The organism is Ruegeria sp. BHSA163, assembly GCF_059613365.1.
On the sequence record NZ_JBXWSJ010000010.1, the window covers coordinates 65,626 to 89,475 of the forward strand.

The following is a 23,850-nucleotide window of genomic DNA, read 5'->3' on the forward strand; positions in this document are numbered from 1 at the left end:
ATATCTTAAGCTGCAGGCATCCTCTGTTCAACAATCTCGGCCCACCAACTGCATCCTGCAGGTATGGCCTCGTCGTTAAAATTATACTCTGGATGGTGCACCATCGCCGTGTCGCCATTTCCAACCAGGATATAGGCGCCCGGTCGCTCTTCGAGCATAAAGGCAAAGTCTTCGCCACCCATAACAAGCGGTGCTTCTTCGCAAGCGCCCGAAACCGAGCGAGCCACCTCAGCAGCGAATTCTGTTTGCTCGTCACTGTTCACCATAACGGGGTAACCGCGAATGTAGGTAACGTTGGCCTTGCCACCGAAAGTCGCAGCAACGCCATTGCAGATTTCGTTGATACGCTGCTCCGCCAGGTCTCGCATTTCTTTGCTCATGGTGCGTACGGTTCCTTTGATCTGAACCGTCTGCGGGATCACGTTGAACGCTTTGGACGAGGTTTCAAAAGAGGTTACCGACACCACAACCTGATCAATCGGATCGGCATTTCGCGATGCTATTGTCTGCAGAGCAAGCACAGCCTGTGCAGTCATCACAGTGGTGTCTATCGTCTCTTGCGGTTTGGCCGCGTGGCCGCCGCGACCCTCAAAAGTGACGTCAAACTGATCGGTCGCAGCAAAGAATGATCCGGGCCTGATCGAAAAACTGCCAGTTGGTTTGCCTGGCCAGTTGTGCATGCCATAGACCTCTTGAATGTTCCAACGGTCCATCATTCCGTCTTCACACATCTCTCGGCCGCCTCCGCCACCTTCTTCGGCGGGTTGGAAGATGACCACAACCGTACCGTCAAAGTTACGAGTTTCAGAAAGGTATTTCGCAGCCCCCAACAACATGGCCGTGTGTCCATCGTGGCCGCAGGCATGCATTGCCCCATCAGTTTTTGAAGCATAGTCCAGACCAGTCGCTTCGTGGATCGGCAGCGCGTCCATGTCAGCGCGCAGTCCAATGACTTTGCCTTTAGTGTCTGCTTTGCCTTTGATGACCCCTACAACACCTGTTCGGCCGATACCGGTCACAACTTCATCGCATCCGAAATCTTTCAACTTATCCGCGACCAGCGCGCTGGTACGGTGCGTTTCGAACAAAATTTCCGGATTTTCATGAATATCGCGTCGCCACGCGGTAATTTCATCTTGCAGTTCAGCAAAACGGTTCTTGACTGGCATTTTTTTCTCCTGCGATTTTTCAAGCGGCCGGCATGCGGCGTTCGACCATTTCAGCAAACCAAGAGCATCCTATCGGGATGATCTCGTCGTTAAAGTTGTATTCGGGGTGGTGCAGCCCGGCGCTATCGCCATTGCCCAAAACGATAAAAGCTCCGGGCCTCTCCTCGAGCATGAAAGAAAAGTCCTCGCCGCCCATGACCATCGGTGCCTCACCACAGCTGCCGCCAACCGAGATCGCGGCCTGAGCAGCATAACCTGTCTGTTCTTCCGCATTTATTGTGACTGGAACACCGTGTGTGTAGGTCGCTTTGGCGGACCCTCCAAAAGTCTTCGCGACGGACTGAGCGACCTCGCCTAGACGTTTCTCGATCAGATCGCGCGTTTCATTGGAATGAGTTCTAACAGTCCCCCCCACACGCGCAGATTGGGGGATGACATTGAATGCATTTGAGGACGTTTCGACCGATGTCACCGACACAACTGCCTGTAAAGTCGGATCCACGTTTCGCGACACAATAGTCTGCAACGCTACAATCAGTTGGGAGAGCATAACCGTTGTATCAATGGTTTCATTCGGTTCTGCGGCATGTCCACCCTGCCCTTCCAAATTGATTTCGAACTCATCTGCAGCAGCCAGCAATGGGCCGGATCGAATGGCGAATTGCCCCACCGGTAGCCCTGGTACGTTGTGCATGGCATAAACTTCCTGAATCCCAAAGCGGTCCATCAGACCGTCTTGGCACATAGCCTCAGCACCTTTGCCGCCTTCTTCGGCGGGTTGGAAAATAACAACTGCGGTGCCATCGAAGTTCCGCGTCTCAGACAGATATTTCGCCGCGCCCAAAACCATTGCCGTGTGGCCGTCGTGACCGCAGGCGTGCATCGCGCCGTCGACTTTCGATGCGTATTCCAAACCAGTTTGTTCCTGCATCGGCAAAGCATCCATGTCGGCGCGCAACCCAATAACAGAACCTTTTGTGTCAGTCTTGCCTTTGATGACACCCACCACTCCGGTTCGACCAATTCCGGTCACAACTTCATCGCAGCCAAACTCTTTCAGCCTCTCAGCGACCAATCCGCTGGTGCGATGAGTTTCATAAAGAATTTCAGGGTTTTGGTGGAAATCCTGTCGCCAACCAGTGATTTCCTGATGCATTTCGGCAAGGCGGTTTTTGATCGGCATTTGGGTCCTCAACTGTTGTTCAAACGACTGGCATTCGTCGTTCCACCAGTTCAGCAAACCAGCTGCAACCGGCGGGAATAGCGCCATCGTCGAAATTGTATTTTGGGTGGTGACACATTGCTGTGTCTCCATTTCCGATAAAGATGTAGGCTCCGGGCCTTTCTTCAAGCATGTAGGCAAAATCTTCTGACGGCATGATCGGCTCCGCATTGTCGTTTACTTTGCCTGCAACTGCCATAGCTGCTTCCGCTGCGTAAGTCGTTTCAGCCTCAGAATTCACGGTTACCGGATAACCCGGCGTCCACGTTACCTTAGCTGCGGCGCCGAAAGCCGAAGCAGTGTCTTCCGCAATTCGGAACACGCGCTCTTTGGCAATCGCTCGATACTCGTGGTCCAACGTTCGCACTGTGCCCTGCAGTCGAACGCTATGCGCAATGATGTTTGAGGCGACGCTGTCGGTTTCAAACGTTCCGACCGTCAGTACAACCCGTTTGATCGGATCGACTGTGCGGGACACTACTGACTGAAGGGCCACTACGATATGCGATGCAACCAGAGTTGTGTCGATCGCCTCATGGGGCGCAGCCGCATGACCGCCTTTACCAGTAACCGTAATGTCAAACTCGTCGGAAGACGCCATCAGTGCGCCGGGCCGAATTGCAAACTCACCGACCGGAACGCCTGGCGCGTTGTGCATGCCATAAACCTCTTGAATTCCCCATCGATCCATCAAACCATCCTTGCACATGGCAAGACCGCCCGCACCGCCTTCTTCAGCGGGTTGAAAGATCAACACCACGGTACCATCGAAATTCCGTGTTTCCGCAAGATACTGGGCCGCCCCCAACAACATGGACGTGTGGCCATCGTGACCACAGGCGTGCATCTTTCCTGGCACGGTTGAGGCATAATCGAGCCCGGTCGCCTCTTCGATCGGCAACGCGTCCATGTCGGCACGCAGCCCAATAACGCGATCCTTTGTATCCATCCGGCCCTTTATAACCGCAACAACGCCAGTTTTTCCGATACCCGGAGTGATATCGTCCACGCCGAAGTCCTTGAGGCGTTCAACGACAAACGCGGCAGTCTCATGAACGTCGTAGGAAAGCTCGGGATGGGCATGCAGATGATGGCGCCACTCGGTTATCTGATCATGCATTTCAGCAAGCCGGTTTTTTACGGGCATCTGTAATCTCCCTCTACAACGATCCAAAAGCGGATCAAATTCTCAAACGGTCCACCAGCTTTTGCATAAACACGTGGCCCGCGTCGAATTGGTCGACCGTAATGAATTCATTTGGCTGATGCGCTTGTGCAATATCACCGGGACCGCAAATTACTGCCGAGTACCCCGCTTCCTGAAATTGCCCTGCTTCGGTTCCATAGCTGACAACATGGGTTGCGTTATCGCCGGTCAAAGCACGCACTAAAGTTTCCGCCTCGCCGCCGCCTTCGGGCACCAGCGCAGGCACGGAAAAACTGTTTGAAACTTCGATCCGAGCGTCAGGATGCACGGCTTGCATTCTAGTTTCTGCGAGACGTACCTGTTCCATGTAAGCGTCTTTCCACTGGCTGACCTTTTCACCCGGAACCACCCTGAAATCCATCATGAAACGGCAATCCTTGGCAGTGATGTTGTGCGCAGTTCCGCCCTCGATCATGCCAACATGACATGTTGTCCAAGGTGGGTTGAAGACTGCCGCCAAATCGCTGGGAGGAGCGGACATGTTTTCCGAATTTCGGTGGTTGGCCCAATCGATCAAGGGAGCCGCTGCCATGATCGCGTTTACGCCCGTATGCATGATCGAGCTGTGAACTTCGTACCCGATCAAGTGCGTATCGAAACCAAAGCCACCTTTGTGGCCGGTAACGGCCTGCATCATCGAAGGCTCGCCCACGATCACCGCCGAACCTTTGGGCAATACTTTTTGCATAGCCTCAATCATCGGAGGAGCCCCCGTGCAGCCGACCTCTTCATCGAAGCTCAACGCCAATTGGAGCGGTCGCGAAACTCCCAAATGTTGCGCCTCGACAAGTGCCCAAATGGCGAGTGCGTCAAACCCCTTCATATCACAAGTTCCGCGCCCAAAGTACTTACCGTCGCGTTCCGTAACCACAAATGGATCGGTATCCCAAGGCTGTCCATCGATTGGAACAACGTCAGTATGCCCCGACAAAACCACGGCGCCTTCTTCATCAGGGCCTACATGCGCAAAGATCGCAGCCTTATGCGGCTGCTCTGGATCCGGCCAGATATGTGGTTCGATACCATTTGATTTCAGGTAATCCGCGACCCAGTTTACAAGAGGCAGATTGCTATCGCGGCTGACCGTTGGAAAAGACACAAGCCTGTCCAGCAGATCTTTGGGCGATAGTTTCATAGCACTCATACTCTTTTCTAAGCTACCCAATGCTCTTCGATCCATTTCGCTGGTTTGATGAAATGGCGCATATATCGTAAGCTGTTACTTTCCGTAGATTTTCGATCATGCCGAGCGGCCCAATAGGTGCGGATCGATCCGGCAGTGTGCCGTCGGGTCCATCGGCCCTCAATCGCGTTTTCAGGATCGTTGGCCCCGGCAAAGATTACGACCCTGGCTTTCTTCGGCCGCCTTGGAGTCATCACGAGGTTCAGTGGAAAGGCCCATACGCAATCATGGCTGAACTGTTGCACGGCCCATCGTGGAAAGAACTTGACGCCACCTGGCGCATTTTGCGTCACATAGCGTTGTTCGAATCGAAACTTCTCGGCGATTTTCTGAGGATCCTTTCGAAACGCCTGCTGCATTGGCGCAAGCTTCCCAACTGGAAACCGAAAAAGCGAAGTTTGGCCCAAACGCTCAAACGGAGTCGTCGGATTTCTGGACATCACAACATCGTCTTCGTCGCCAATTTCGAAAAAGATGTCCAACGATCCGGTAATAACGATGTCGAGGTCGAGAAACAATACAGGTCCACTCAATGAGCCGAGGTTCTTGCCCCACAAACGGGATTTTGGCCATTTTCCAATGACGCCAACCGGCATATCGTAATCAACCTCTGGCAAGTCTTCGCACAAGACTTCGGATCGCACTCCTTCCCGGGAATCTGTGAAGCAAGTAAAGCTGAAAGGAGGTGTTATATTGCGCGCCACCATCCCATACAGCCGATTGATATAATTCGGACCGTATTTGGTGCCCCAATTAATACAAATTATTTGCTTCTTCATGGTGCCCTAGTAACCGCTATCGGTTTCCAGCACAAAGTGTCCAGGTTCAACCTCGCGATATTTCGACGGCTCGGGCGTGTGACCGATGGGGTGTATTGGCGACGGTATTGGCTTAAAGTTCAAATCTTTCTCAGATTTGCGCTTGTTCGGATCGGCGATAGGAACGGCTTTCATCAGCGCCTGAGTATAGGCGTGCTGCGGATTTTCGAAGACACGCGCACGAGGCCCTAGCTCGACGATCCTGCCAAGATACATGACACCGACCTGATGGCTGACCCGTTCAACCACAGCCATATCATGGCTGATGAACAGATAGCTGAGGCCAAGTTCGGATTGTAGCTCCATCATCAGGTTCAACACCTGAGCCTGAACCGATACATCCAACGCGGACACAGCCTCATCGGCTACAATCAACTTGGGATTAAGGGCTAAAGCGCGGGCAATGGCGATACGCTGTCGCTGACCGCCTGACATCTCGTGCGGAAAACGGCGCATAAAACTGCGCGGCAGTTGTACTTTGTCGAATAATTCGGCAACCCGATCCTGTAATTCAGACCCAGATGCAACACCATAGTTGCGCATAGGCTCGGCAACTTGGTCGACCAACTGCATCTGCGGGTTCAGTGACGCAAATGGATCCTGGAATATCATCTGCATGTCCAGACGTGCCTTGCGCAGACCTCTATGATCCAACTTCATGATGTCGACACCATCCAATTCGACCTCGCCTGACATCGGTTCAACCAATCGCAGGATCGACCGGCCAGCCGAAGATTTGCCGCAACCGGACTCTCCAACAAGGCTAAGTGTTTGTCCCCTGTTCAGAGTAAATGACACGTCCTCGACCGCATGCACGTTCGAAATCGTGCGTCGTAAAAGACCACCTTTGACTGGAAAGCGCGTTGTTAGATTTCTAACGGTCAGCAAGACATCCTCAGTGCCGGGTATTGGAGCGATTTTCTGCCCCTCGACGCCAAGAAGTTTCATCGGTTCCGGCGCAGCTTTGCCTTGCATTTCGCCAAGCTTGGGCACGGCGGCCAACAAAGCTTTGGTGTAATCATGCTGCGGGTTTTCGAAGATTTCTTTTACCGGTCCTTCTTCAACTTTGTTGCCGCGGAACATAACGACGACCCGGTCCGCCATCTGGGCAACAACCGCCATGTCGTGGGTAATAAACATTACTGCAGTGCCGGTTTCGCGCTTCAACCTGTCCATCAGCGCAAGAATCTCAGCCTGAATGGTTACATCCAAGGCCGTAGTCGGCTCGTCTGCGATCAGAAGGCGCGGCTCACATGCCATGGCCATGGCAATTACGACGCGCTGGCGCATTCCGCCTGATAACTCATGGGGATATTGTTTGAGCCGACGCTCTGGTTCAGGAATGCGAACCTGGCGAAGCAACTCCAACGCGCGATCTTCGGCCTGCGATTTCGACAGATTCTTGTGAATGCGCAAGCCTTCGGTCAATTGTCGACCTACAGTGAAAACCGGGTTCAGGGCCGTCATCGGTTCCTGAAAGATCATTCCAATCTCGTTGCCACGAATCTGTTTCATCAGATCCTGGTCAGCTTTGGACAGATCCATTTCCTCTCCGTCACGGCGATCAAACAGCAATTCACCGCCTGCAATCTCGCCACCACCGAACTCCACAAGCCGCATCAAGGACAGCGAAGATACTGATTTGCCGGATCCCGATTCGCCAACGATACAAACGGTTTCACCCGGTTTGACCTCGAATGAAACGTCTTCGACGCCAACCACGGGGCCGTCTTTGGTCTGGAACTCGACCCGAAGTTTTCTGATCTGTGCAATAGGCTGGTCCAGCACGTACCCGCTCCCCTAGGCAAGCTTTTTACTCGAATGCCCGACGCTAAGGCCGCAACGTAGGCAAAGTCAAACCCGTAGCTAATTTTCCCTACGGCAACACTTGCTTTTTTCCGAAACTCTGTTTCGATAACTCGCGTAACCGTTTGGGGAAAACAAGCCATCAAAGAAATGCGCGCTGATTTTGCGATTCATAATCAGCATCTTAACCCGATTACGGCAACGCCAAATCCGCAGGCTTTGCGGAGATAATCGAGACACGTAAGTGTCCAACATGGAGTGTATTATGAAGATCAAAACCCTTCTGCTTGGTGCGATTGCAAGCACGGCGATGGCCCCGATGGCCTTTGCCGAGCGCGGATCGGACGGCAATGTCAGCATTATTTATTGGCAGGCGCCATCGATCCTGAACCCGTTTCTTTCCGGCGGCACCAAGGATGTAGAATCGGCTTCTCTGGTAATCGAGCCGCTCGCTCGTTATGACCAAGATGGCAATATGGTGCCGTATCTGGCCGCAGAAATTCCTACCGTGGAAAACGGCGGTGTTAGCGAAGATCTGACCTCGATCACTTGGAAGATTGCGCCGGGAATCACTTGGTCTGATGGCACACCGTTTACCTCAGCGGACGTTAAATTCACGGCTGATTACTGCATGCATCCCGAAGGTGGCTGTGCTCAGGTAACCAAATTCGAAGGCGTAACCGCGGTCGAAGCTGTGGATGATCTGACCGTCAAAGTTACCTTCGACGCGCCGACCCCCTTCCCTTACGGCCCGTTCGTGGGCGGTGAAAGCCCCATCATTCAGGCGGCACAATTCGCCGATTGTCTTGGTGCAAAAGCGCCCGAATGCACTGACCAGAACTTTAACCCAATTGGCACTGGTCCGTTCGTGGTCACCGAGTTCAAACCAAACGACGTGATCACCTTTGCGGCAAACGACAATTATCGCGATCCGGCTAAACCCGCGTTTGCGAGCGTTACTTTCAAAGGTGGCGGCGATGCAACAGCAGCTGGTCGTGCGGTTATGGAAACCGGTGAGTTTGACTATGCATGGAACCTGCAGCTCGCCCCTGAAGTGATCGCGCAGATGCAAGAGGGCGGCAAAGGTACTCCGGTCGCTGGCTTCGGTCCATTGGTCGAGCGCATCATGCTGAACCAGACAAACCCCTCACCTGACCTGCCGGAAGGCGAGCGTTCGACAGCAGTGCATCCGCATCCGTTCCTATCGGACCCTGCTGTATATAAAGCCATGTCGCTTGCAATCGACCGGCCACTGCTCGTCGAGATTGGCTATGGCCAGGCTGGCAGGGTCACCTGTAACTGGGTTCCTGCTCCTGCGGCGTTCAATTCGGAGTCTATGACTTGCGATACGCAGGACATCGAAGGCGCCAAGAAACTGTTAGACGATGCAGGTATTGTTGACTCTGATGGCGATGGCGTTCGCGAAAAGGACGGCGTTCCTTTGAAGATCGTATATCAGACCTCTACCAATGCCGTCCGTCAGGACTTCCAGGCATTGATAAAAGAGTGGTGGAGCCAGATCGGTATCGAAACTGAGCTACGTAACATCAACGCGTCCGTCTTCTTTGGCGGTGACCCCGGTTCGCCTGATACATTCCAGAAGTTCTATGCTGACGTTGAGATGTATGCGAACACCTTTAACGGAACAGACCCGCAGTCCTATTTGGGCAACGGCCTGTGTGACAAGGCTCCTCGCCCTGATACACAATGGCAGGGTGAGAACATCAGCCGTTTCTGTAACGAAGAGTTCGACAAACTGCACGGCCAACTGGCCGAAACCGCTGGTCTGGAAGCCCGTGCTGAGATCGCGAAGCAGTTGAACGACATCATGGTTCAAAATGGCGGCATGATTCCGCTTGTGCATCGTGGTCGTCTTTCGGCGCACGCAAACACGCTGGGTGGCGTTGTCCTGAACGTTTGGGACAGTGAACTGTGGAACATTGCGGACTGGTACCGCAAGACTGGTTCATAAGCGTTAATCTTGCGAAGCCGCGCCCCGACTCATATCGGGGCGCGGTCATTTGCACACCACTCCAACAAGAAGACGCATATAAAGGCGCCTCTTAATGCTCAACTTTACAATCAGACGTTTGGTTCTTGCAGTTCCCACGCTGCTATTTATCAGTCTCGTCATTTTCCTGCTGCTGGAGCTTGCCCCCGGCGACCCGATGGCGCAGGTTCCACTTACTGTTCCACCCGAAGTTAAAGAGAAGATGCGCGAGGCGTTAGGTCTCGGCCAGCCGATGCATATTCGTTTCTGGAAATGGATCGTACAGTTCTTCTGGATAGAGCCACAGGTGCTGATTGACTCGATATTCGGCACAACGTTTTCCGAAGGCGATCTACGCGTGATTTCGTGGCAGACCCGTTCACCTGTTATGGACATCGTCGTTCAGCGTATCCCGCAAACCCTGTGGGTAGTCGGCACCGCTTACGTCGTTGCCATCCTGATAGCCCTGCCAATCGGCATCTATTCCGCATATCGCCAGTATTCCTGGTTCGACCAAATGGGTACATTTGTTTCCATGGTCGGATTTTCGGTTCCGCCGTTCTTTTCGGGCGTCCTAGTGATTGTTATCTTTTCCGTCCAACTTGGCTGGTTTCCGTCGATCTATGACACGACCCACGTTGTAAACGACTGGGACAGTTTCGTCGTTCAATTGAAGCAGATGATCATGCCGGTGATGGTGCTGGCACTTCAGATCACCGCTCAGCTCAGCAGATTCATGCGCGCTTCGATGCTGGACAACCTTAACCAAGATTACGTGCGCACAGCCCGTGCCAAGGGTTTGAGTGAATACACCGTTGTAATGGTTCACGTCCTGCGCAACTCGATGATACCTGTTGTAACTGTAATCGCACTTGGTATTCCCGCCATCTTTGGCGGTGCGATTATCACCGAACAGGTCTTCAAAGTGAATGGAATTGGTCAGTTGCTGATTGGGGCGATTCAGGCCAACGACTTGCCCATGGTGCAAACACTGACCTTCATCTTTGCAGTGCTAATCGTGTTGTTCAATCTGATCGCGGATGTGCTCTATGGCATCCTGGACCCGAGGATTCGCTATGACTGATCATGATCGTACCGATACGCTCGTCCCGGACGAAGGGCTTGCCCCAGCCTCGACCGCCCTTCCAACAACAGATGTAATGGAGGAGTTAACTACCCCACCGCGCAGCCAATGGCGCGATGTTTGGGACCAGTTCAAAACCCACAAAGGGGCGATGATCGGCGCAATCCTCTTTATTTTCATCGTCGCCGCTGTTTATCTGGGACCTTACCTTTGGACAATCGATCCCACACAGATCGACATCCGCGCGCGCAATCAGGGTCCAAGCCTGGCGCATCCTTTCGGAACGGATCAGCTGGGCCGCGATATCATGGCGCGCATGATGTCGGGTGGGCAAACGTCAGTTTCTGTGGGGATCACCGCAATGCTGCTGGCACTGTTTCTGGGCTCATTTATCGGCGTATTGGCAGGGTTCTTCAGACGCCTGGACGGACCTCTCATGCGTCTGACGGACCTTTTTCTTGCGTTACCTCTGCTGCCCCTGCTTCTGGTGATGATGTTGTTATTTCGCGAGCCCTTGTCCGCTGCTTTCGGGCTGGAACGTGGAATATTTATCCTAATAGTTTGTGCCATCGGCATAACCTCTTGGATGCCCACGGCTCGCATCGTGCGTGGTGACGTTTTGGCCATCAAAGAGCGCGAATTCGTCCTAGCCGCAAGATCCATCGGGACAAGCAATTCTCAGATTATCACACGGCACATCCTACCCAATGTATTGTCGCCTATTATGGTTTCAGCGACACTTGGCATTGCTACAGCGATCATCACCGAAAGCGCCCTGTCTTTCCTTGGCCTTGGGTTTCCACCAGATTTCCCAACATGGGGACGGCTGTTGTTCGACGGAGTTGACTATCTCCAGCAATACCCCGAGCGCGTTTTCTGGCCGGGACTGGCGATCTCACTTACAGTGCTGAGCGTAAATTATCTTGGGGACGGTCTGCGCGACGCCCTTGATCCACGCATTCGGGGACGCTGATAATTAGTCGGCGCGCCTTAGCGCGCCGGCGCACAAAATGATCAGAACTGCCAATGGGATCAGCACCGCGAATGCCAACCGCAGGGTCAAAAGCTCGGCCAAAAACCCGATCAATGGCGGCCCAATCAAAAGACCTCCGTATCCCAACGTCGCAACGCTTGCGATAGCTTGACCCGGGGGTACATAAGGATCGTTGGCTGCGCGACTAAATGCCAAAGGCATGATCACTGCATAACCTACGCCCATCAATGCGAACCCAACCAGCGCCAACTCTGCACTAGAAGACGAAACTACGGCGGATACGCCGACAGCCGCGCTAAAGCCCCCGAATCTGGCAGATGCTACAGGGCCGAACCGAGCTATCAAAAAGCCACCGGCCAGTCGGAATGCCACCATGGTGACCGAGAATACCGCGTAACCCAATGTGGCCACGCTTTCGGTCGCTCCGGTAACATCACGCATAAATATCGCACCCCAGTCGGCAACGGCGCCCTCACCAAGCGCCCCGCATAGCGCAGCAACACCGACAAGCACCAACGCCCCGGATGGGAGAGCGAACACCCTACCGTCTGCCTGTTCAGATCTCTTGGATTCCCAATGCACCCAAGACATGGTTAGAGCAAATGCCACGACAATTCCTCCGGCGAAAAGAAAGTGCTGCAATACAGTTAGTTGTACTTGAACCGCGGCGTAGCCGCTAAGCGCCCCAAGTCCGGCCCCAAGGCTCCACATTGCGTGAAACGAAGACATTAGCGGCTTATCATAGGCTTGCTCTGTTTCTGCAGCCCAAGCGTTCATGGCTACATCCATTGATCCGTGAAAAGCGCCAAACACGAAAAGAAAAATTGCCAGCGCCCAGAAACTGTCGGCATAGGCAAGAAGAATCAAAGATAATGTGTAAAGGACGGCAATCACCCGAGTAATTGCAACCGCGCCGAACCGATCGGTCAGCCGTCCAGTGACGGGGAATGAACAAACTGCGCCAGCTGCCATGAAAAGCAGGCCATAACCCAATTCTTCATGGCTTAGGTTCAGATGATCGCGAACCGCCGGAATGCGTGAAGCCCAAATGCCGAACAATGCACCGTTCAATATGAACATGGCCGACACGGCGCGCCACGCAGTAAATACACTGATCAATTTTTTACCTCGCGTTACACGCCTGTCAAAAGTTATTGCAGCACATGTAAGGGTTGGTAAATGGGCTTTATTCCAGCCGACGGCGAATTCTACGAACCGCATACCAGACCACCAAAACAACCGGTACGGTTACCGCGGCGGTGAGCATCTCTTTACTGATCCCAGCCCGCGTCAGAGGGTACAGAAGGTAGCTTACGAGCGAAACCGCATAATAACTGATCGCCACAACCGATAGGCCTTCGACCGTATGCTGTAATCGCAAAGCCAGATCAGCACGCCTGTCCATGCTGGTCAGCAAGGCCTGGTTCTGGGCACTGCGTTCCACATCCACCCGCGTTCGCAATAATTCTCCTGCCCGGATCGCCCGGTCTGACAAGGTTTGCAGTCGCCGTTCCGTTGATTTTACAGTCCGGATCGCGGGTTCGTACCGACGCATCATAAAATCGGCAAAGCTCTGCCCGCCATAAAACCGATCCTCGCGCAGAACCTCGATCCGTTGATTGACTATGGCTTCATAGGCGCCCGTTGCGCCAAAGCGAAAAGCACACCGAGCCGAGACAGTTTCAAGTTCGGTCGAAGTTGACAAAAGCTGCGGCAACAATTTGTCTGGATGAATATCGTCATCCGTCATTTCAATCATCAGCTCGGTCAGCCGTTTATCCAACTCGCCTATGCGAGGCATCATCTGTTTGACCCTGGCAAAACCCAGCATCGACATCGCCTTGTAGGTTTCGATCTCGCACAATCGTTGAATGATGCGGCCTGTTCTGCGCTGACCAGCTTCGGGCGCGACGAACAGTGCGAACCGCATGTGTCCGGCTGGGTCGATGCGAAAATCGCTTGCGCAAATTGCAGAATTATCCAAAACGCACGCCACAGCTAGGCTTTCCGGTTCGAACCAGTCGCTCAGTTCGGCTTTGACCGTTTCGTCCTGCGGGCGCTCAACAACCCGGACCATGGCCGAAGTCACTCGTTGACCAGGGCTGGCGGCCAGCCAATCCGAAGGGAACACTTCGAAGTCTGCGGGATTGAAAGCGCGTTCGCTGACATTTTGGGTAATTGCAGTATATGTCACGAATTCTGTGTGTTGTTCCCATTTAAGCCAATGCCGCCCAATCTGGCCTGCATAATGGGTGGCGCCGGGCTGCGGGTGCGGTGCGCCGTGTCGGTCAAGTAAATCGCTCAGATGAGCCAGGTCTTCACCCTGATCCCTGGCTACGGCTTCAACGGGCTTTTTGATTGCCAAAAACACCACAGTGCACGGCGCTTGAGCCACGGGGAAAGGTCTTGCGTGCAACTCGTTGGCCAGCGCATAGCGCAAAGGATGGTCCTGGATCGGTGTCATGTGTTACTCCGTGGAACTTAGCAAACTATACGCATCCTTTTGAATTCATCAATTCTCTATTTATTTTCATATACTTACATGAATACCACGGCATACATACGGCTATCTCATTGATTTGGCTCCCAGAGCTCGATTGGATTGCCTTCAGGGTCATGGATACGCGCGAATTTTCCAACCTCGCTATTCCATTCGGCGCGGGTCTCAACTGCGATTCCTGCAGCTTTCAGTTGATCAATCATCGCCTTCAAATCATCGACGCGGAAATTGATCATCCATTGCTGGTCGGCGTTGCCAAAATACTCGGTATTCTCGGCGAATGGGGCAAAGACTGTGTATCCCTCGCGCTGTTTCCAAGGCTCGGGGTCGTAGTGATTTACGCCAAGATGTTCTTCGTACCAAGCGCTTAGTGCTTTTGGGTCGCGGGCCTTAAAGAAAATGCCTCCGATTCCGTTGACTGTTTGCATTGGTCACCTCCTGTTTCGCAAGGGTACTACGGACCCGCCAAAACAAAAAAAGGCGCCCTTGACGGGGCGCCTTTCGGGATTTGGCTGAGCCGACTATCAATCTACCATCGGCAACAGTTTATCGAGCGAGGCTTTGGCGTCACCGTAAAACATGCGGGTGTTCTCTTTGAAGAACAGCGGGTTCTCGATACCCGAATACCCCGTTCCCTGACCACGCTTCGACACGAACACCTGCTTGGCCTTCCAGCATTCAAGAACCGGCATCCCCGCGATGGGGCTGTTGGGATCTTCCTGAGCGGCAGGGTTCACGATGTCATTCGAGCCGATAACAATGGCCACATCAGTATCCGGGAAATCCTCGTTAATCTCGTCCATTTCCAGAACAATGTCATACGGTACCTTCGCCTCGGCCAGCAACACGTTCATGTGGCCCGGCAGGCGACCGGCAACGGGGTGGATAGCAAAACGCACCTCTTTGCCCTTTGCGCGCAGCTTGCGGACCAGCTCTGAAACCGACTGCTGTGCTTGCGCCACGGCCATGCCGTAACCGGGGATAATTATGATGCTGTCCGCATCGTTCAAGGCTGCAGCTACCCCATCAGCGTCAATGGCCACCTGTTCACCTTCTACTTCCATCTGAGCGCCTTGCGGACCGCCAAAACCACCAAGTATCACGCTGACAAAATGCCGATTCATCGCCTTACACATGATGTAGGACAGGATCGCACCTGACGAGCCAACAAGCGCACCAACCACGATCAGCAAGTCGTTGCCCAACGAGAATCCAATCGCCGCTGCCGCCCATCCCGAATACGAGTTCAGCATGGAAACCACGACTGGCATGTCGGCGCCACCAATACCCATAATCAAGTGATAACCGATGAACAGAGCTGCCAGTGTCATCAGAAACAGTGGGAAGAAGCCACCCGAGTTTGTGTACCAGATCAGGCATATGAACGACAATGCCGCAGCACCCGCGTTCAATGCATGGCCACCCGGTAGTTTTGTCGCAGCTGACGTCACTTTGCCCGCCAGCTTGCCGTAGGCCACAACCGAACCGGTGAAGGTAATTGCACCGATAAAAATGCCCAGGAACAGTTCAACGTGCAGGATCGCCAATTCCGCCGAGGTTTTCTTTGCAATTAACTTGGCAAATGCGCCCAGATCGGAAAGATCTGCTTCCTTCGCCGTATCCGCTATGGCCATAACTTGCGCTACGTTGCCGATCTCAAAATGCGCGTTAAAGCCAACGAATACCGCCGCCAGGCCAACTAGCGAGTGCATAGCGGCCACAAGCTGCGGCATCTCGGTCATTTGAACGCGCTGAGCGACGTATTGACCGATTAAACCACCGCCAACGATCAACAGTATCGACAGCAGCCACAGGCCGGACCCTGGGCCAACAAGCGTTGCGAATACAGCCAATGCCATGCCCACGATACCGTACCATACCGCGCGCTTGGCACTCTCCTGGTTCGAAAGACCACCCAGCGAAAGGATGAAAAGAACAGCCGCGACAACATAGGCGGCAGTGGTGAAACCAAATTCCATCTACCCGGCCTCCTTAAGATTTCTGGAACATGGCGAGCATGCGCCGGGTTACGAGGAAGCCACCGAAGATGTTGATCCCGGCCATGAATACCGAGAGTGCCGCCAGCATAATAACCATAAATGATCCTGATCCAATCTGCATCAACGCCCCAACAATGATGATCGACGAGATGGCATTTGTAATCGCCATCAGTGGTGTGTGCAGGCTGTGTGAGACATTCCAGATCACCTGAAAGCCCACAAAAATGGCCAGCACGAAAACAATAAAATGCTGCATGAAGCTGGCCGGAGCGACCAACCCTACCAGCAGCATCAGCGCGCCACCCACGCCAAGCAGGGTAAACTGCTGCTTGGTCTGGGCCTTGAAGGCTGCCAGTTCCTGCGCCTTTTTTTCTTCCGGCGTCAATTCTTTGACTTCGGGTTTCGTTTGAGCAGCGATCGCCTGCACCTTGGGGGGCGGCGGTGGGAAGGTTATCTCACCTTCGTAAGTCACAGTCGCGCCACGGATCACATCGTCTTCCATGTCGTGATTGACCTTACCGTCCTTATCGGGCGTTAAGTCCGTCATCATATGGCGAATATTGGTTGCGTAGAGTGACGAAGACTGCGCCGCCATCCGGCTTGGGAAGTCGGTATAGCCAATGATTGTTACGCCATTGCTTGTAATAACCTTCTCGTCCGGTACCGTGCCTTCGACGTTGCCGCCGCGTTCTGCTGCAAGATCAACAATGACCGAACCCGGTTTCATCGCCTTTACCATATCCTCCAACCACAGCTTTGGTGCAGGTCGGTTGGGGATCAACGCAGTCGTGATGACAATGTCCATCTCCGGAGCCAGCTCCCGGAATTTGGCCAGTTGAGCATTCCGGAATTCCTCAGACTGAACCGAGGCATATCCGCCCGTTGCAGCGCCATCCTGTTGTTCTTCTTCGAAGTCCAGATATACGAATTCTGCACCCATGGATTCGACCTGCTCGGCGACCTCGGGCCGTACATCGAATGCATATGTGATAGCGCCCAAAGAGGTTGAGGTACCGATAGCCGCCAGTCCCGCCACACCGGCACCGACGATCAGCACCTTCGCAGGTGGAACTTTACCTGCGGCGGTCACCTGACCGGTAAAGAAACGGCCAAAGTTGTTGCCTGCTTCGATCACCGCGCGGTAACCGGCGATGTTCGCCATTGAACTCAACGCGTCCATCTTCTGTGCGCGCGAAATCCGTGGCACCATCTCCATAGCAATCACATTTGCGCCTTTGGATTTGGCCAACTCCATACCTTCTTCGTTCCCAGCCGGATTAAAAAAGGAAATCAGGGTCTTACCTTTAGTCAAACGCTTCAGCTCTGTCTCGGTTGGCTGGCGTACCTTGGCGACAATATCAGCAGCCTTCCATAAGGAAGCTGCAGTTTTAACAACTTCGACACCAGCCTCTTTGTACAAGGCATCGGAAAAGCCCGCCGCCGCGCCAGCACCTTTTTCGATCAGGCATTCATACCCAAGCTTCTGCAATTGACGGGCCGAGTCCGGGGTCATTGCAACCCGGTTCTCACCGTCAAAAATTTCCTTTGGCGTTCCTATCTTCAACGGTGAATTCCCCCTAATTTTCGATTTGTTCGCGCAGGTGGTTGGTATTCTTCGTCAAGCTCTGATGTATCTCGCGAAAGATTATTTCGCAAGCGCAGCATTTTTTACGCCGTATAAAAACCCTCAAATGCTCAGATCCATCGGCGTGTTTGGCGCTCATAGCGGGCAAATTCCGACCGAAAAGTCCGTCGCAGGCGATCTTCCTCCGCCAATATGAAGCGGTGCTCCAGCACCCATACAAACAATGGGACCAAAGCCAGAGACAAAACCGCATCGAACCTGATGATCAGTCCGGTCAGGATCAATACATCGCCAAGGTAAATTGGATTTCGGCTGCGTTTGAAAATACCTGTCCGGATCAACGATGTCGGCGTCTGGTGCGGTATCACTGTGGTCTTGAAACGCCGAAACTCCACAATTGCCATTAGGATCAAAATGACGCCTCCACCGATCAGCAACCCACTGATAAGGTCGGTAAACCAACCCTCAAGCGATAAACCGAATGAGAAGTAACGCGACTGCAACCAAGCGAGGATTGCAACACCCAGTAACCAAACCGGGGGGACATCAATATTGCGCATGCTTTGAAATTCCGTATTTCCAGAAACCCGGATACATGTCGTTTTCCAGCAAAGATGTATCGTTTTCCGGTGCTATTGGCAAAAACACAGATGGTCGCAGGTATCTAAAATACACCTTCAAACATGGACCTATGAGCGATGGACACGACCAGCCGTATCATCTAGCCACTTGGCATCTGAACCGAAAACAAACCTGACGGAAACTCAATGACAGACTTTGCCGCCACGAAAGCCAAATTTTACCTGCCGCACGGCATGATCTATCTGGACGGCAATTCGCTTGGACCAATGCCCAAGGAAGCGAACGCGCGAGTTCACAGCATGATTACTGACGAATGGGGGCAGATGTTGATAACCGGCTGGAACAAAGCCGGATGGATGGGCATGCCTACTGGATTGGGCGACAGGATCGGCCGCTTGATAGGGGCAGAACCGGGCAGTGTTGTGGTCGGCGACACTCTTTCGATCAAAGTTTACCAAGCGGTGGCTTCGGCGCTGGAGTTGCGCCCAGATCGCAAGGTCGTGCTTTCAGACAGTGGAAACTTCCCCTCGGATCTTTATATGGCGGACGGCCTACTACGTTCACTTGGGCCAGACTACGAACTGCGTGTGGTCGACCCAGAAGTGATTGCAGAACACATCTCCGACGACGTTGCCGTATTGCTTCTGACCGAAGTTGATTATCGAACCGGTCGTATGCATGACATGAAGACACTAACTGAACTCGCACATTCAAATGGTACGGTGACAGTATGGGATCTTGCCCATTCCGCGGGCGCAATCCCAGTACACTTGGCCGAGTGCAATGCCGACTTTGCCGTCGGGTGCACTTACAAATACTTGAATGGCGGGCCTGGTGCGCCGGCTTTTATCTACGTTGCACCGCGTTTGGCGGAGAAAGTGCGGCCAGCGCTATCCGGCTGGTTGGGGCACGAAGCTCCATTCGCGTTTAATTTGGATTACCGCCCCGGCACTGGTATTGAGCGGATGCGGGTAGGCACGCCACCAGTCATCCAAATGGCGGCATTGGCCTCTGCTCTTGATATTTGGGACACAGTCGACATGACAGATGTTCGATCAAGATCTATCGAGTTGACGGAATTATTCCTTAAACGGGTCGAGGCCACGTGCCCCGACTTAGAGCTCGCCAGCCCCCGCGATCCGAACGAACGAGGAAGCCAGATTTCATTCCGCTTCAAAGAAGGGTATGCTGCTATGCAGGCGCTGATCGCCCGTGGTGTGATCGGGGACTTTCGAGCTCCTGACATAATGCGGTTCGGTTTCACCCCTCTCTTTATCGATACTGCAGATGTCGAGCAGGCCGTTGAAATTATGTCGAAAATCATGAAAGATATGTTGTGGGACAATCCTGAATACAAGATTCGTCAGCGGGTTACTTGACTTCGAGTCCGGCTCCAAACAAGGCTGCCACCTGTGCAATTCTTTTTTCAAATTCGCTGGCGCTTGAAGCGGTCAGTTTGATACCTTTTAAGGTGGCAGTGATTGTCCTGGCTGTCTCTTCAGCTTTGTCCGGCAGGCAAACACGCCCAGCAGTATCTTCACGCGCTAACCAATCTGCGTACAGCTGGGTCAGCTTTGCCTCGCCTTGTTCGACAATATCCGTGGACATCGATTTTGTGGCGTCCAACATCTCGACCCCATGGGGAGAAGCCAGAATTGCAGCCATTCCATCTGACTGAGCAAGAATAGCCCGGCTTACTATTTGCGATACGGCCCCTTTCGATTGTAAGGCCTTGAAAACGGAAGAAATCTTTTCTTCGTAATGCAACTGGGTGAGTTTGCGAACGATGTCTTGTTTGTTTTTGTAATGCAAATAAACGGCAGGTCGGGACATTCCCGCCCCTTTTGCAATGTCATCCATCGAAGTTTTTCGGAACCCGTAGGTTGCAAAGGCTTGAAACGCGGAACTTAGGATCGCCGCCTGCTTCGGATCGTCGATTACGTCTATCATAAACCAAGCCCTGACAGTTTTTGTTTATTTTGTCAATTGACATCCTGACATTTTACGACAACTATGTCATAAATCTGCCACGGAAAATGAGGCACGCAATGGCGACCACCTTAAAGATCAACGGTACACCCCATCAGGTTAATTTGCCTGATGATGTTCCACTCTTGTGGGTTCTGCGAGACGAAGTTGGCCTGACCGGTACCAAATTTGGATGCGGTGTAGCCGCTTGTGGCGCGTGTACTGTCCATATCGATGGTGAGGCAGTTCGATCATGTCAGGTTGCCCTTTCTGACGTATGGGGAGATGTGACCACAATCGAAGGACTGGGAACGCCAGAGGCGATGGCTACGATTCAGAAATCATGGGTGGATCACCAAGTTGCCCAATGCGGTTATTGCCAGTCAGGTCAAATCATGCAGGCAGCAGCATTGTTGTCGGAAAACCCGACCCCTACAGACTCCGAGATCGATGATGCGATGCAGGGCAATCTGTGCCGTTGCGGAACCTATCCGCGTATCCGCGCGGCCATCCACGATGCCGCAGCCAAATTGAGGGAGGCCTAGACGATGGCAAGCATAGGTAAAATCCTGCGCCGTACCTTTCTAATTGGATCTGCCGCTGTAGTTGGCGGTGTCGCTTTCGGCGCGTATTACGTTTCTCGCCCCGCCGCAAATCCACTGAAGCCAGGCGAAGGCGAAACGGTATTGAGCCCGTTCGTCATGATCGACCAAGAAGGCGTTACTCTTTTCGCTCCGCGCGCTGAGATGGGCCAGAGTGTCATGACCACCTGGGCTGCGCTGATTGCCGAAGAACTAGATGTTGAATTGGACCAAATCCGTGTGCTGCACGGTCCTGCGGCTGCAGCTTATTACAACTCAGCACTGGTTGGTGAGGGCTTGCCAAACAAAGGCTATGACATCTCGAACTTCCAACACAATCTAGGCGAAGCCCTAGGTGTGCTTGGCAGGACGCTCAGCCTGCAGGTCACGGGCGGCTCAACCTCGATGAAAGACGGGTTCGGGCGGATGCGAATGGCGGGTGCAACAGCGCGAGAGACGCTGAAGCAGGCTGCAGCCGAAAGGCAGAACATCGACCGAGATCAATTGACTACAGAAAATGGAGCGGTAGTTGCACCAGATGGGACGCGTATCCCATATACCGAACTCGCAGAAGCAGCGGGTCAGATCGATCCGCCCAAGGTTACCCTTCGCGATCCGTCTGAATGGCGCCTATTGGGTCAGCCACAGCAACGTCTGGATACGCCGGGAAAATCCACTGGTACGGCTGAATTCGGGATCGATGTTCGGCCCGAAGGAATAATGTTTGCCTCCGTGCGCATGAACCCCAAATTGGGCGGTGCGATGAACAACTTCGACGCCGGTGTAGCCAAATCTATGCCTGGCGTAGAAAAGGTTGTCGATTTGGGCACAGGTGTCGCGGTTATTGCCACCAATACTTGGTTGGCTATTCAGGCAGTCGAAGCGATTGAAGTGGACTGGGGCGATGCTCCTTATCCACCCGAAAATGACCAGTTGTTCGCACAGATTGCCGCGGCGTTCGACGATCGACCAAATTCGACTATGCGCGACGATGGGGATGTCGACGCAGTTCGTGAAGGTGTCACTGAAATTACTGCCGAATATTCAGCGCCTTACTTGGCTCATTCCACTATGGAGCCAATGAACGCCACCGCTCTTTATTCCGGCGGCAAACTGGAACTTTGGTGCGGGAATCAAGCCCCAACTCTGATTCGAATGCGTGTGGCCAATATTGCCGGCCTTGATACCGAAAACGTTGAAATTCACACAACCTATTTGGGTGGAGGTTTCGGGCGACGCGGCGAGCTGGATTTTGGCGAAATCGCCACGAAGGTTGCCATGGCGATGCCGGGCACACCGATCCAGACCACCTGGAGCCGAGAAGAGGACATGCGCCACGACTTTTACCGCCCCGCCGCAATGGCGCGGATGCGGGGCGCGGTAAAGGATGGCAAAGCTGTTGTGATCGACGGCAAAGTTGCATCGCAGTCCTGTACTCATCAAGCTGTGCAACGGGTAACAGGCTTTGCTGGGGGTGGACCTGACAAGGTTTTGGTAGAAGGTTTTTTCAATCAGCCATACGCAGTTCCAAACTACCGCATGAGCGGTCACGTTGCCGATCTTGCGGTTCCTGTAGGTTTCTGGCGGTCAGTAGGCAACAGTCACAATGGATTCTTCCATGAAACCTTTATGGACGAAATGGCTCACGCCGCGGGGCAAGACCCTTTGGAGTTTCGGTTGGAACTAACCAAATCCGAACACGCCCCATCGGCTGGTTGCCTACAAGCCGTAAAGGAAATGTCTGGCTGGACAGGAAAGACCCCTTCGGGGGTTGGGCGCGGCGTTGCCCTGACCTATAGCTTTGGCACCCCGGTCGCTCAGGTGATCGAAGTCGTCGACGAAGACGGAACGATCAGGATCAAAAAGGCATGGATCGCCTGCGACGTAGGTCTCGCACTTGATCCTGCAACGGTACAGGCACAAATGATTGGCGGCATGATCTATGGCCTTTCCGCGGCTGTTCAGGGCGAAATTACATTCGCTGACGGCGAAGTCGAACAATACAACTTTCCAGATTATGACGCGCTGCGTATGCACAACGCTCCGAAAACAGAGGTTCGTATTCTAGAGACAAATAAACATTTGGGCGGTGTGGGAGAGCCCGGAACACCGCCATCCATGCCAGCACTAGGTAACGCTCTATTCGATCTTACAGGGCAACGTGCACGTAGCCTTCCGCTTAACAAGCAGTTCGATTTACTCGTGTAATTTAATCATTCAGCCCGGTCATCCACCGGGCTGTATCAGCTAGTTAACTTAAGCGGACTTTTTCAAATGCGTCGCCTTTCGGCTCGCCGACCAGTTGCGAACAGCTGCGCCAAACGCCTCGAACAAAGGGCGGGAGACCGGATCATTTGCAGCATCCCACTCTGGATGCCACTGCACGGACAAAGTGAAACCCGGCGCATCTTTTACATACATCGCTTCGGGTGTTCCGTCAGGAGCATGACCATCGATCACAACACCGCGTCCGATCGTTTTTATGCCCTGACCATGCAGCGTATTGGTCATTACTTCGGTTGCTCCGAAGAGGTCGTGAAACACTCCGCCTTCGGCAAGCGTTACAACATGGCGTAACGCAAATTTCTCTTCCAGCGATCCGTCTGGGGGCATTCTGTGGTTCTGGCGCCCCGGCAGGTCGCGGATTTCAGGATAGAGTGTTCCGCCCAGTGCGACGTTGACCTCCTGAAATCCCCGGCAAATTCCAAAGAAAGGTTGCCCACGCTCAACACAAGCCCGCACTAAAGGCAGCGTAATGGCGTCCCTCGCCCGATCAAAATCACCATGTGCGGCAGTAGCGGATTCGCCATATTCTTCTGGGTGCACATTTGGCCGCCCACCTGTCAGCAAAAAACCGTCGCAGACTTCCAGCAATTCTTCTACAGAGACAAAACGTGGGTCAGCGGGGATAAGCAATGGTACGCAATCCGAAACATTTGAAACCGCATCCGAGTTCATCGTCCCGCCCGCATGGGTCGGATATTGATCATTCATCAGATAAGAGTTGCCGATAATACCGACGACCGGACGCACCATTCATTCCTCGCTGCATTTTAGAACCGTTCGAACATTCATGCCAAAAATATCCGGACTTTCAATGTGCGAAGTTGCAGTTTGCACTGTGAATTTCTCAACATCTACACGCCGTTGCCACAGATAAG

General features: G+C 53.3%; 20 protein-coding genes. 6 read left to right on the forward strand and 14 right to left on the reverse strand.

Annotation, left to right across the window (positions count from 1 at the left end):
• Positions 1–5: 5 nt before the first annotated feature.
• The 6 genes from AC2FNV_RS07115 to AC2FNV_RS07140 are packed head-to-tail and all read right to left on the reverse strand — an operon-like array spanning position 6 to position 7,387.
• Positions 6–1,169, reverse strand: a complete 1,164-nt coding sequence (locus AC2FNV_RS07115; RefSeq protein WP_170608028.1) for a M20 aminoacylase family protein — start codon at positions 1,167–1,169, stop codon at positions 6–8.
• Positions 1,170–1,188: 19 nt separating this feature from the next.
• Positions 1,189–2,352, reverse strand: a complete 1,164-nt coding sequence (locus AC2FNV_RS07120) for a M20 aminoacylase family protein (RefSeq protein ID WP_170608029.1) — start codon at positions 2,350–2,352, stop codon at positions 1,189–1,191.
• 19 nt (positions 2,353–2,371) lie between these two features.
• A complete protein-coding gene (locus AC2FNV_RS07125) occupies positions 2,372–3,538 on the reverse strand; it encodes a M20 aminoacylase family protein (RefSeq protein ID WP_170608031.1) in 1,167 nt (388 codons plus the stop codon).
• A 34-nt stretch (positions 3,539–3,572) separates the two neighbouring features.
• Complete coding sequence (gene argE, locus AC2FNV_RS07130) at positions 3,573–4,742, reverse strand: acetylornithine deacetylase (protein WP_170608032.1); 1,170 nt, start codon at positions 4,740–4,742, stop codon at positions 3,573–3,575.
• 8 nt (positions 4,743–4,750) lie between these two features.
• Complete coding sequence (locus AC2FNV_RS07135; RefSeq protein WP_170608034.1) at positions 4,751–5,560, reverse strand: glycosyl transferase; 810 nt, start codon at positions 5,558–5,560, stop codon at positions 4,751–4,753.
• A 6-nt stretch (positions 5,561–5,566) separates the two neighbouring features.
• Complete coding sequence (locus AC2FNV_RS07140; RefSeq protein WP_170478911.1) at positions 5,567–7,387, reverse strand: ABC transporter ATP-binding protein; 1,821 nt, start codon at positions 7,385–7,387, stop codon at positions 5,567–5,569.
• A gap of 283 nt (positions 7,388–7,670) precedes the next feature.
• On the opposite strand from AC2FNV_RS07140, the gene AC2FNV_RS07145 reads away from it, so the two are divergent.
• From AC2FNV_RS07145 to AC2FNV_RS07155, 3 genes are all read left to right on the forward strand, one after another.
• Positions 7,671–9,377 carry a peptide ABC transporter substrate-binding protein gene (locus AC2FNV_RS07145; protein ID WP_170608036.1) on the forward strand — a complete coding sequence of 569 codons (1,707 nt, stop codon included), beginning with the start codon at positions 7,671–7,673 and terminating at the stop codon, positions 9,375–9,377.
• Between the two features lie 94 nt (positions 9,378–9,471).
• Positions 9,472–10,479, forward strand: a complete 1,008-nt coding sequence (locus tag AC2FNV_RS07150; RefSeq protein ID WP_170478907.1) for an ABC transporter permease — start codon at positions 9,472–9,474, stop codon at positions 10,477–10,479.
• Positions 10,472–11,452 carry an ABC transporter permease gene (locus AC2FNV_RS07155; RefSeq protein ID WP_170478905.1) on the forward strand — a complete coding sequence of 327 codons (981 nt, stop codon included), beginning with the start codon at positions 10,472–10,474 and terminating at the stop codon, positions 11,450–11,452. Before AC2FNV_RS07150 ends, AC2FNV_RS07155 begins: the two co-directional genes overlap by 8 nt.
• Before the next feature lie 3 nt (positions 11,453–11,455).
• Here the strand turns inward: AC2FNV_RS07155 and AC2FNV_RS07160 are convergent, their stop codons facing one another.
• From AC2FNV_RS07160 to AC2FNV_RS07185, 6 genes are all read right to left on the reverse strand, one after another.
• Positions 11,456–12,694 (reverse strand): MFS transporter, encoded by a 1,239-nt coding sequence (locus AC2FNV_RS07160; protein ID WP_254442629.1) that lies wholly within the window; start codon positions 12,692–12,694, stop codon positions 11,456–11,458.
• The gene (locus tag AC2FNV_RS07165; RefSeq protein ID WP_170608038.1) at positions 12,660–13,937 is read right to left on the reverse strand and encodes a DUF3422 family protein; all 1,278 of its coding nucleotides are present in this window, start codon (positions 13,935–13,937) and stop codon (positions 12,660–12,662) included. Before AC2FNV_RS07165 ends, AC2FNV_RS07160 begins: the two co-directional genes overlap by 35 nt.
• A 107-nt stretch (positions 13,938–14,044) precedes the next feature.
• Positions 14,045–14,401 (reverse strand): VOC family protein, encoded by a 357-nt coding sequence (locus tag AC2FNV_RS07170; protein ID WP_170608039.1) that lies wholly within the window; start codon positions 14,399–14,401, stop codon positions 14,045–14,047.
• Positions 14,402–14,497: 96 nt separating this feature from the next.
• The gene (locus AC2FNV_RS07175) at positions 14,498–15,952 is read right to left on the reverse strand and encodes an NAD(P)(+) transhydrogenase (Re/Si-specific) subunit beta (RefSeq protein ID WP_170608041.1); all 1,455 of its coding nucleotides are present in this window, start codon (positions 15,950–15,952) and stop codon (positions 14,498–14,500) included.
• A gap of 13 nt (positions 15,953–15,965) precedes the next feature.
• The gene (locus tag AC2FNV_RS07180) at positions 15,966–17,537 is read right to left on the reverse strand and encodes a Re/Si-specific NAD(P)(+) transhydrogenase subunit alpha (protein WP_170608043.1); all 1,572 of its coding nucleotides are present in this window, start codon (positions 17,535–17,537) and stop codon (positions 15,966–15,968) included.
• A gap of 131 nt (positions 17,538–17,668) precedes the next feature.
• Positions 17,669–18,118 carry a methyltransferase family protein gene (locus AC2FNV_RS07185; RefSeq protein WP_170478896.1) on the reverse strand — a complete coding sequence of 150 codons (450 nt, stop codon included), beginning with the start codon at positions 18,116–18,118 and terminating at the stop codon, positions 17,669–17,671.
• A 207-nt stretch (positions 18,119–18,325) separates the two neighbouring features.
• Between AC2FNV_RS07185 and kynU the strand changes: the two genes are divergently transcribed.
• Positions 18,326–19,519 (forward strand): kynureninase, encoded by a 1,194-nt coding sequence (gene kynU / locus AC2FNV_RS07190; RefSeq protein ID WP_170608045.1) that lies wholly within the window; start codon positions 18,326–18,328, stop codon positions 19,517–19,519.
• Here the strand turns inward: kynU and AC2FNV_RS07195 are convergent.
• Positions 19,512–20,090, reverse strand: coding sequence for a TetR/AcrR family transcriptional regulator (locus tag AC2FNV_RS07195; RefSeq protein WP_170478893.1), 579 nt, complete (start codon positions 20,088–20,090; stop codon positions 19,512–19,514). The genes kynU and AC2FNV_RS07195 overlap by 8 nt on opposite strands.
• A 98-nt stretch (positions 20,091–20,188) precedes the next feature.
• Here AC2FNV_RS07195 and AC2FNV_RS07200 point away from each other — a divergent pair, with 98 nt between their 5' ends.
• A complete protein-coding gene (locus AC2FNV_RS07200; protein WP_170478891.1) occupies positions 20,189–20,653 on the forward strand; it encodes a (2Fe-2S)-binding protein in 465 nt (154 codons plus the stop codon).
• Positions 20,654–20,656: 3 nt separating this feature from the next.
• Positions 20,657–22,897: a xanthine dehydrogenase family protein molybdopterin-binding subunit gene (locus AC2FNV_RS07205; RefSeq protein WP_496772835.1), complete on the forward strand. Its 2,241-nt coding sequence runs from the start codon at positions 20,657–20,659 to the stop codon at positions 22,895–22,897.
• A 48-nt stretch (positions 22,898–22,945) separates the two neighbouring features.
• Here the strand turns inward: AC2FNV_RS07205 and AC2FNV_RS07210 are convergent, their stop codons facing one another.
• A complete protein-coding gene (locus AC2FNV_RS07210; protein ID WP_170608049.1) occupies positions 22,946–23,725 on the reverse strand; it encodes a gamma-glutamyl-gamma-aminobutyrate hydrolase family protein in 780 nt (259 codons plus the stop codon).
• Positions 23,726–23,850 lie beyond the last annotated feature (125 nt).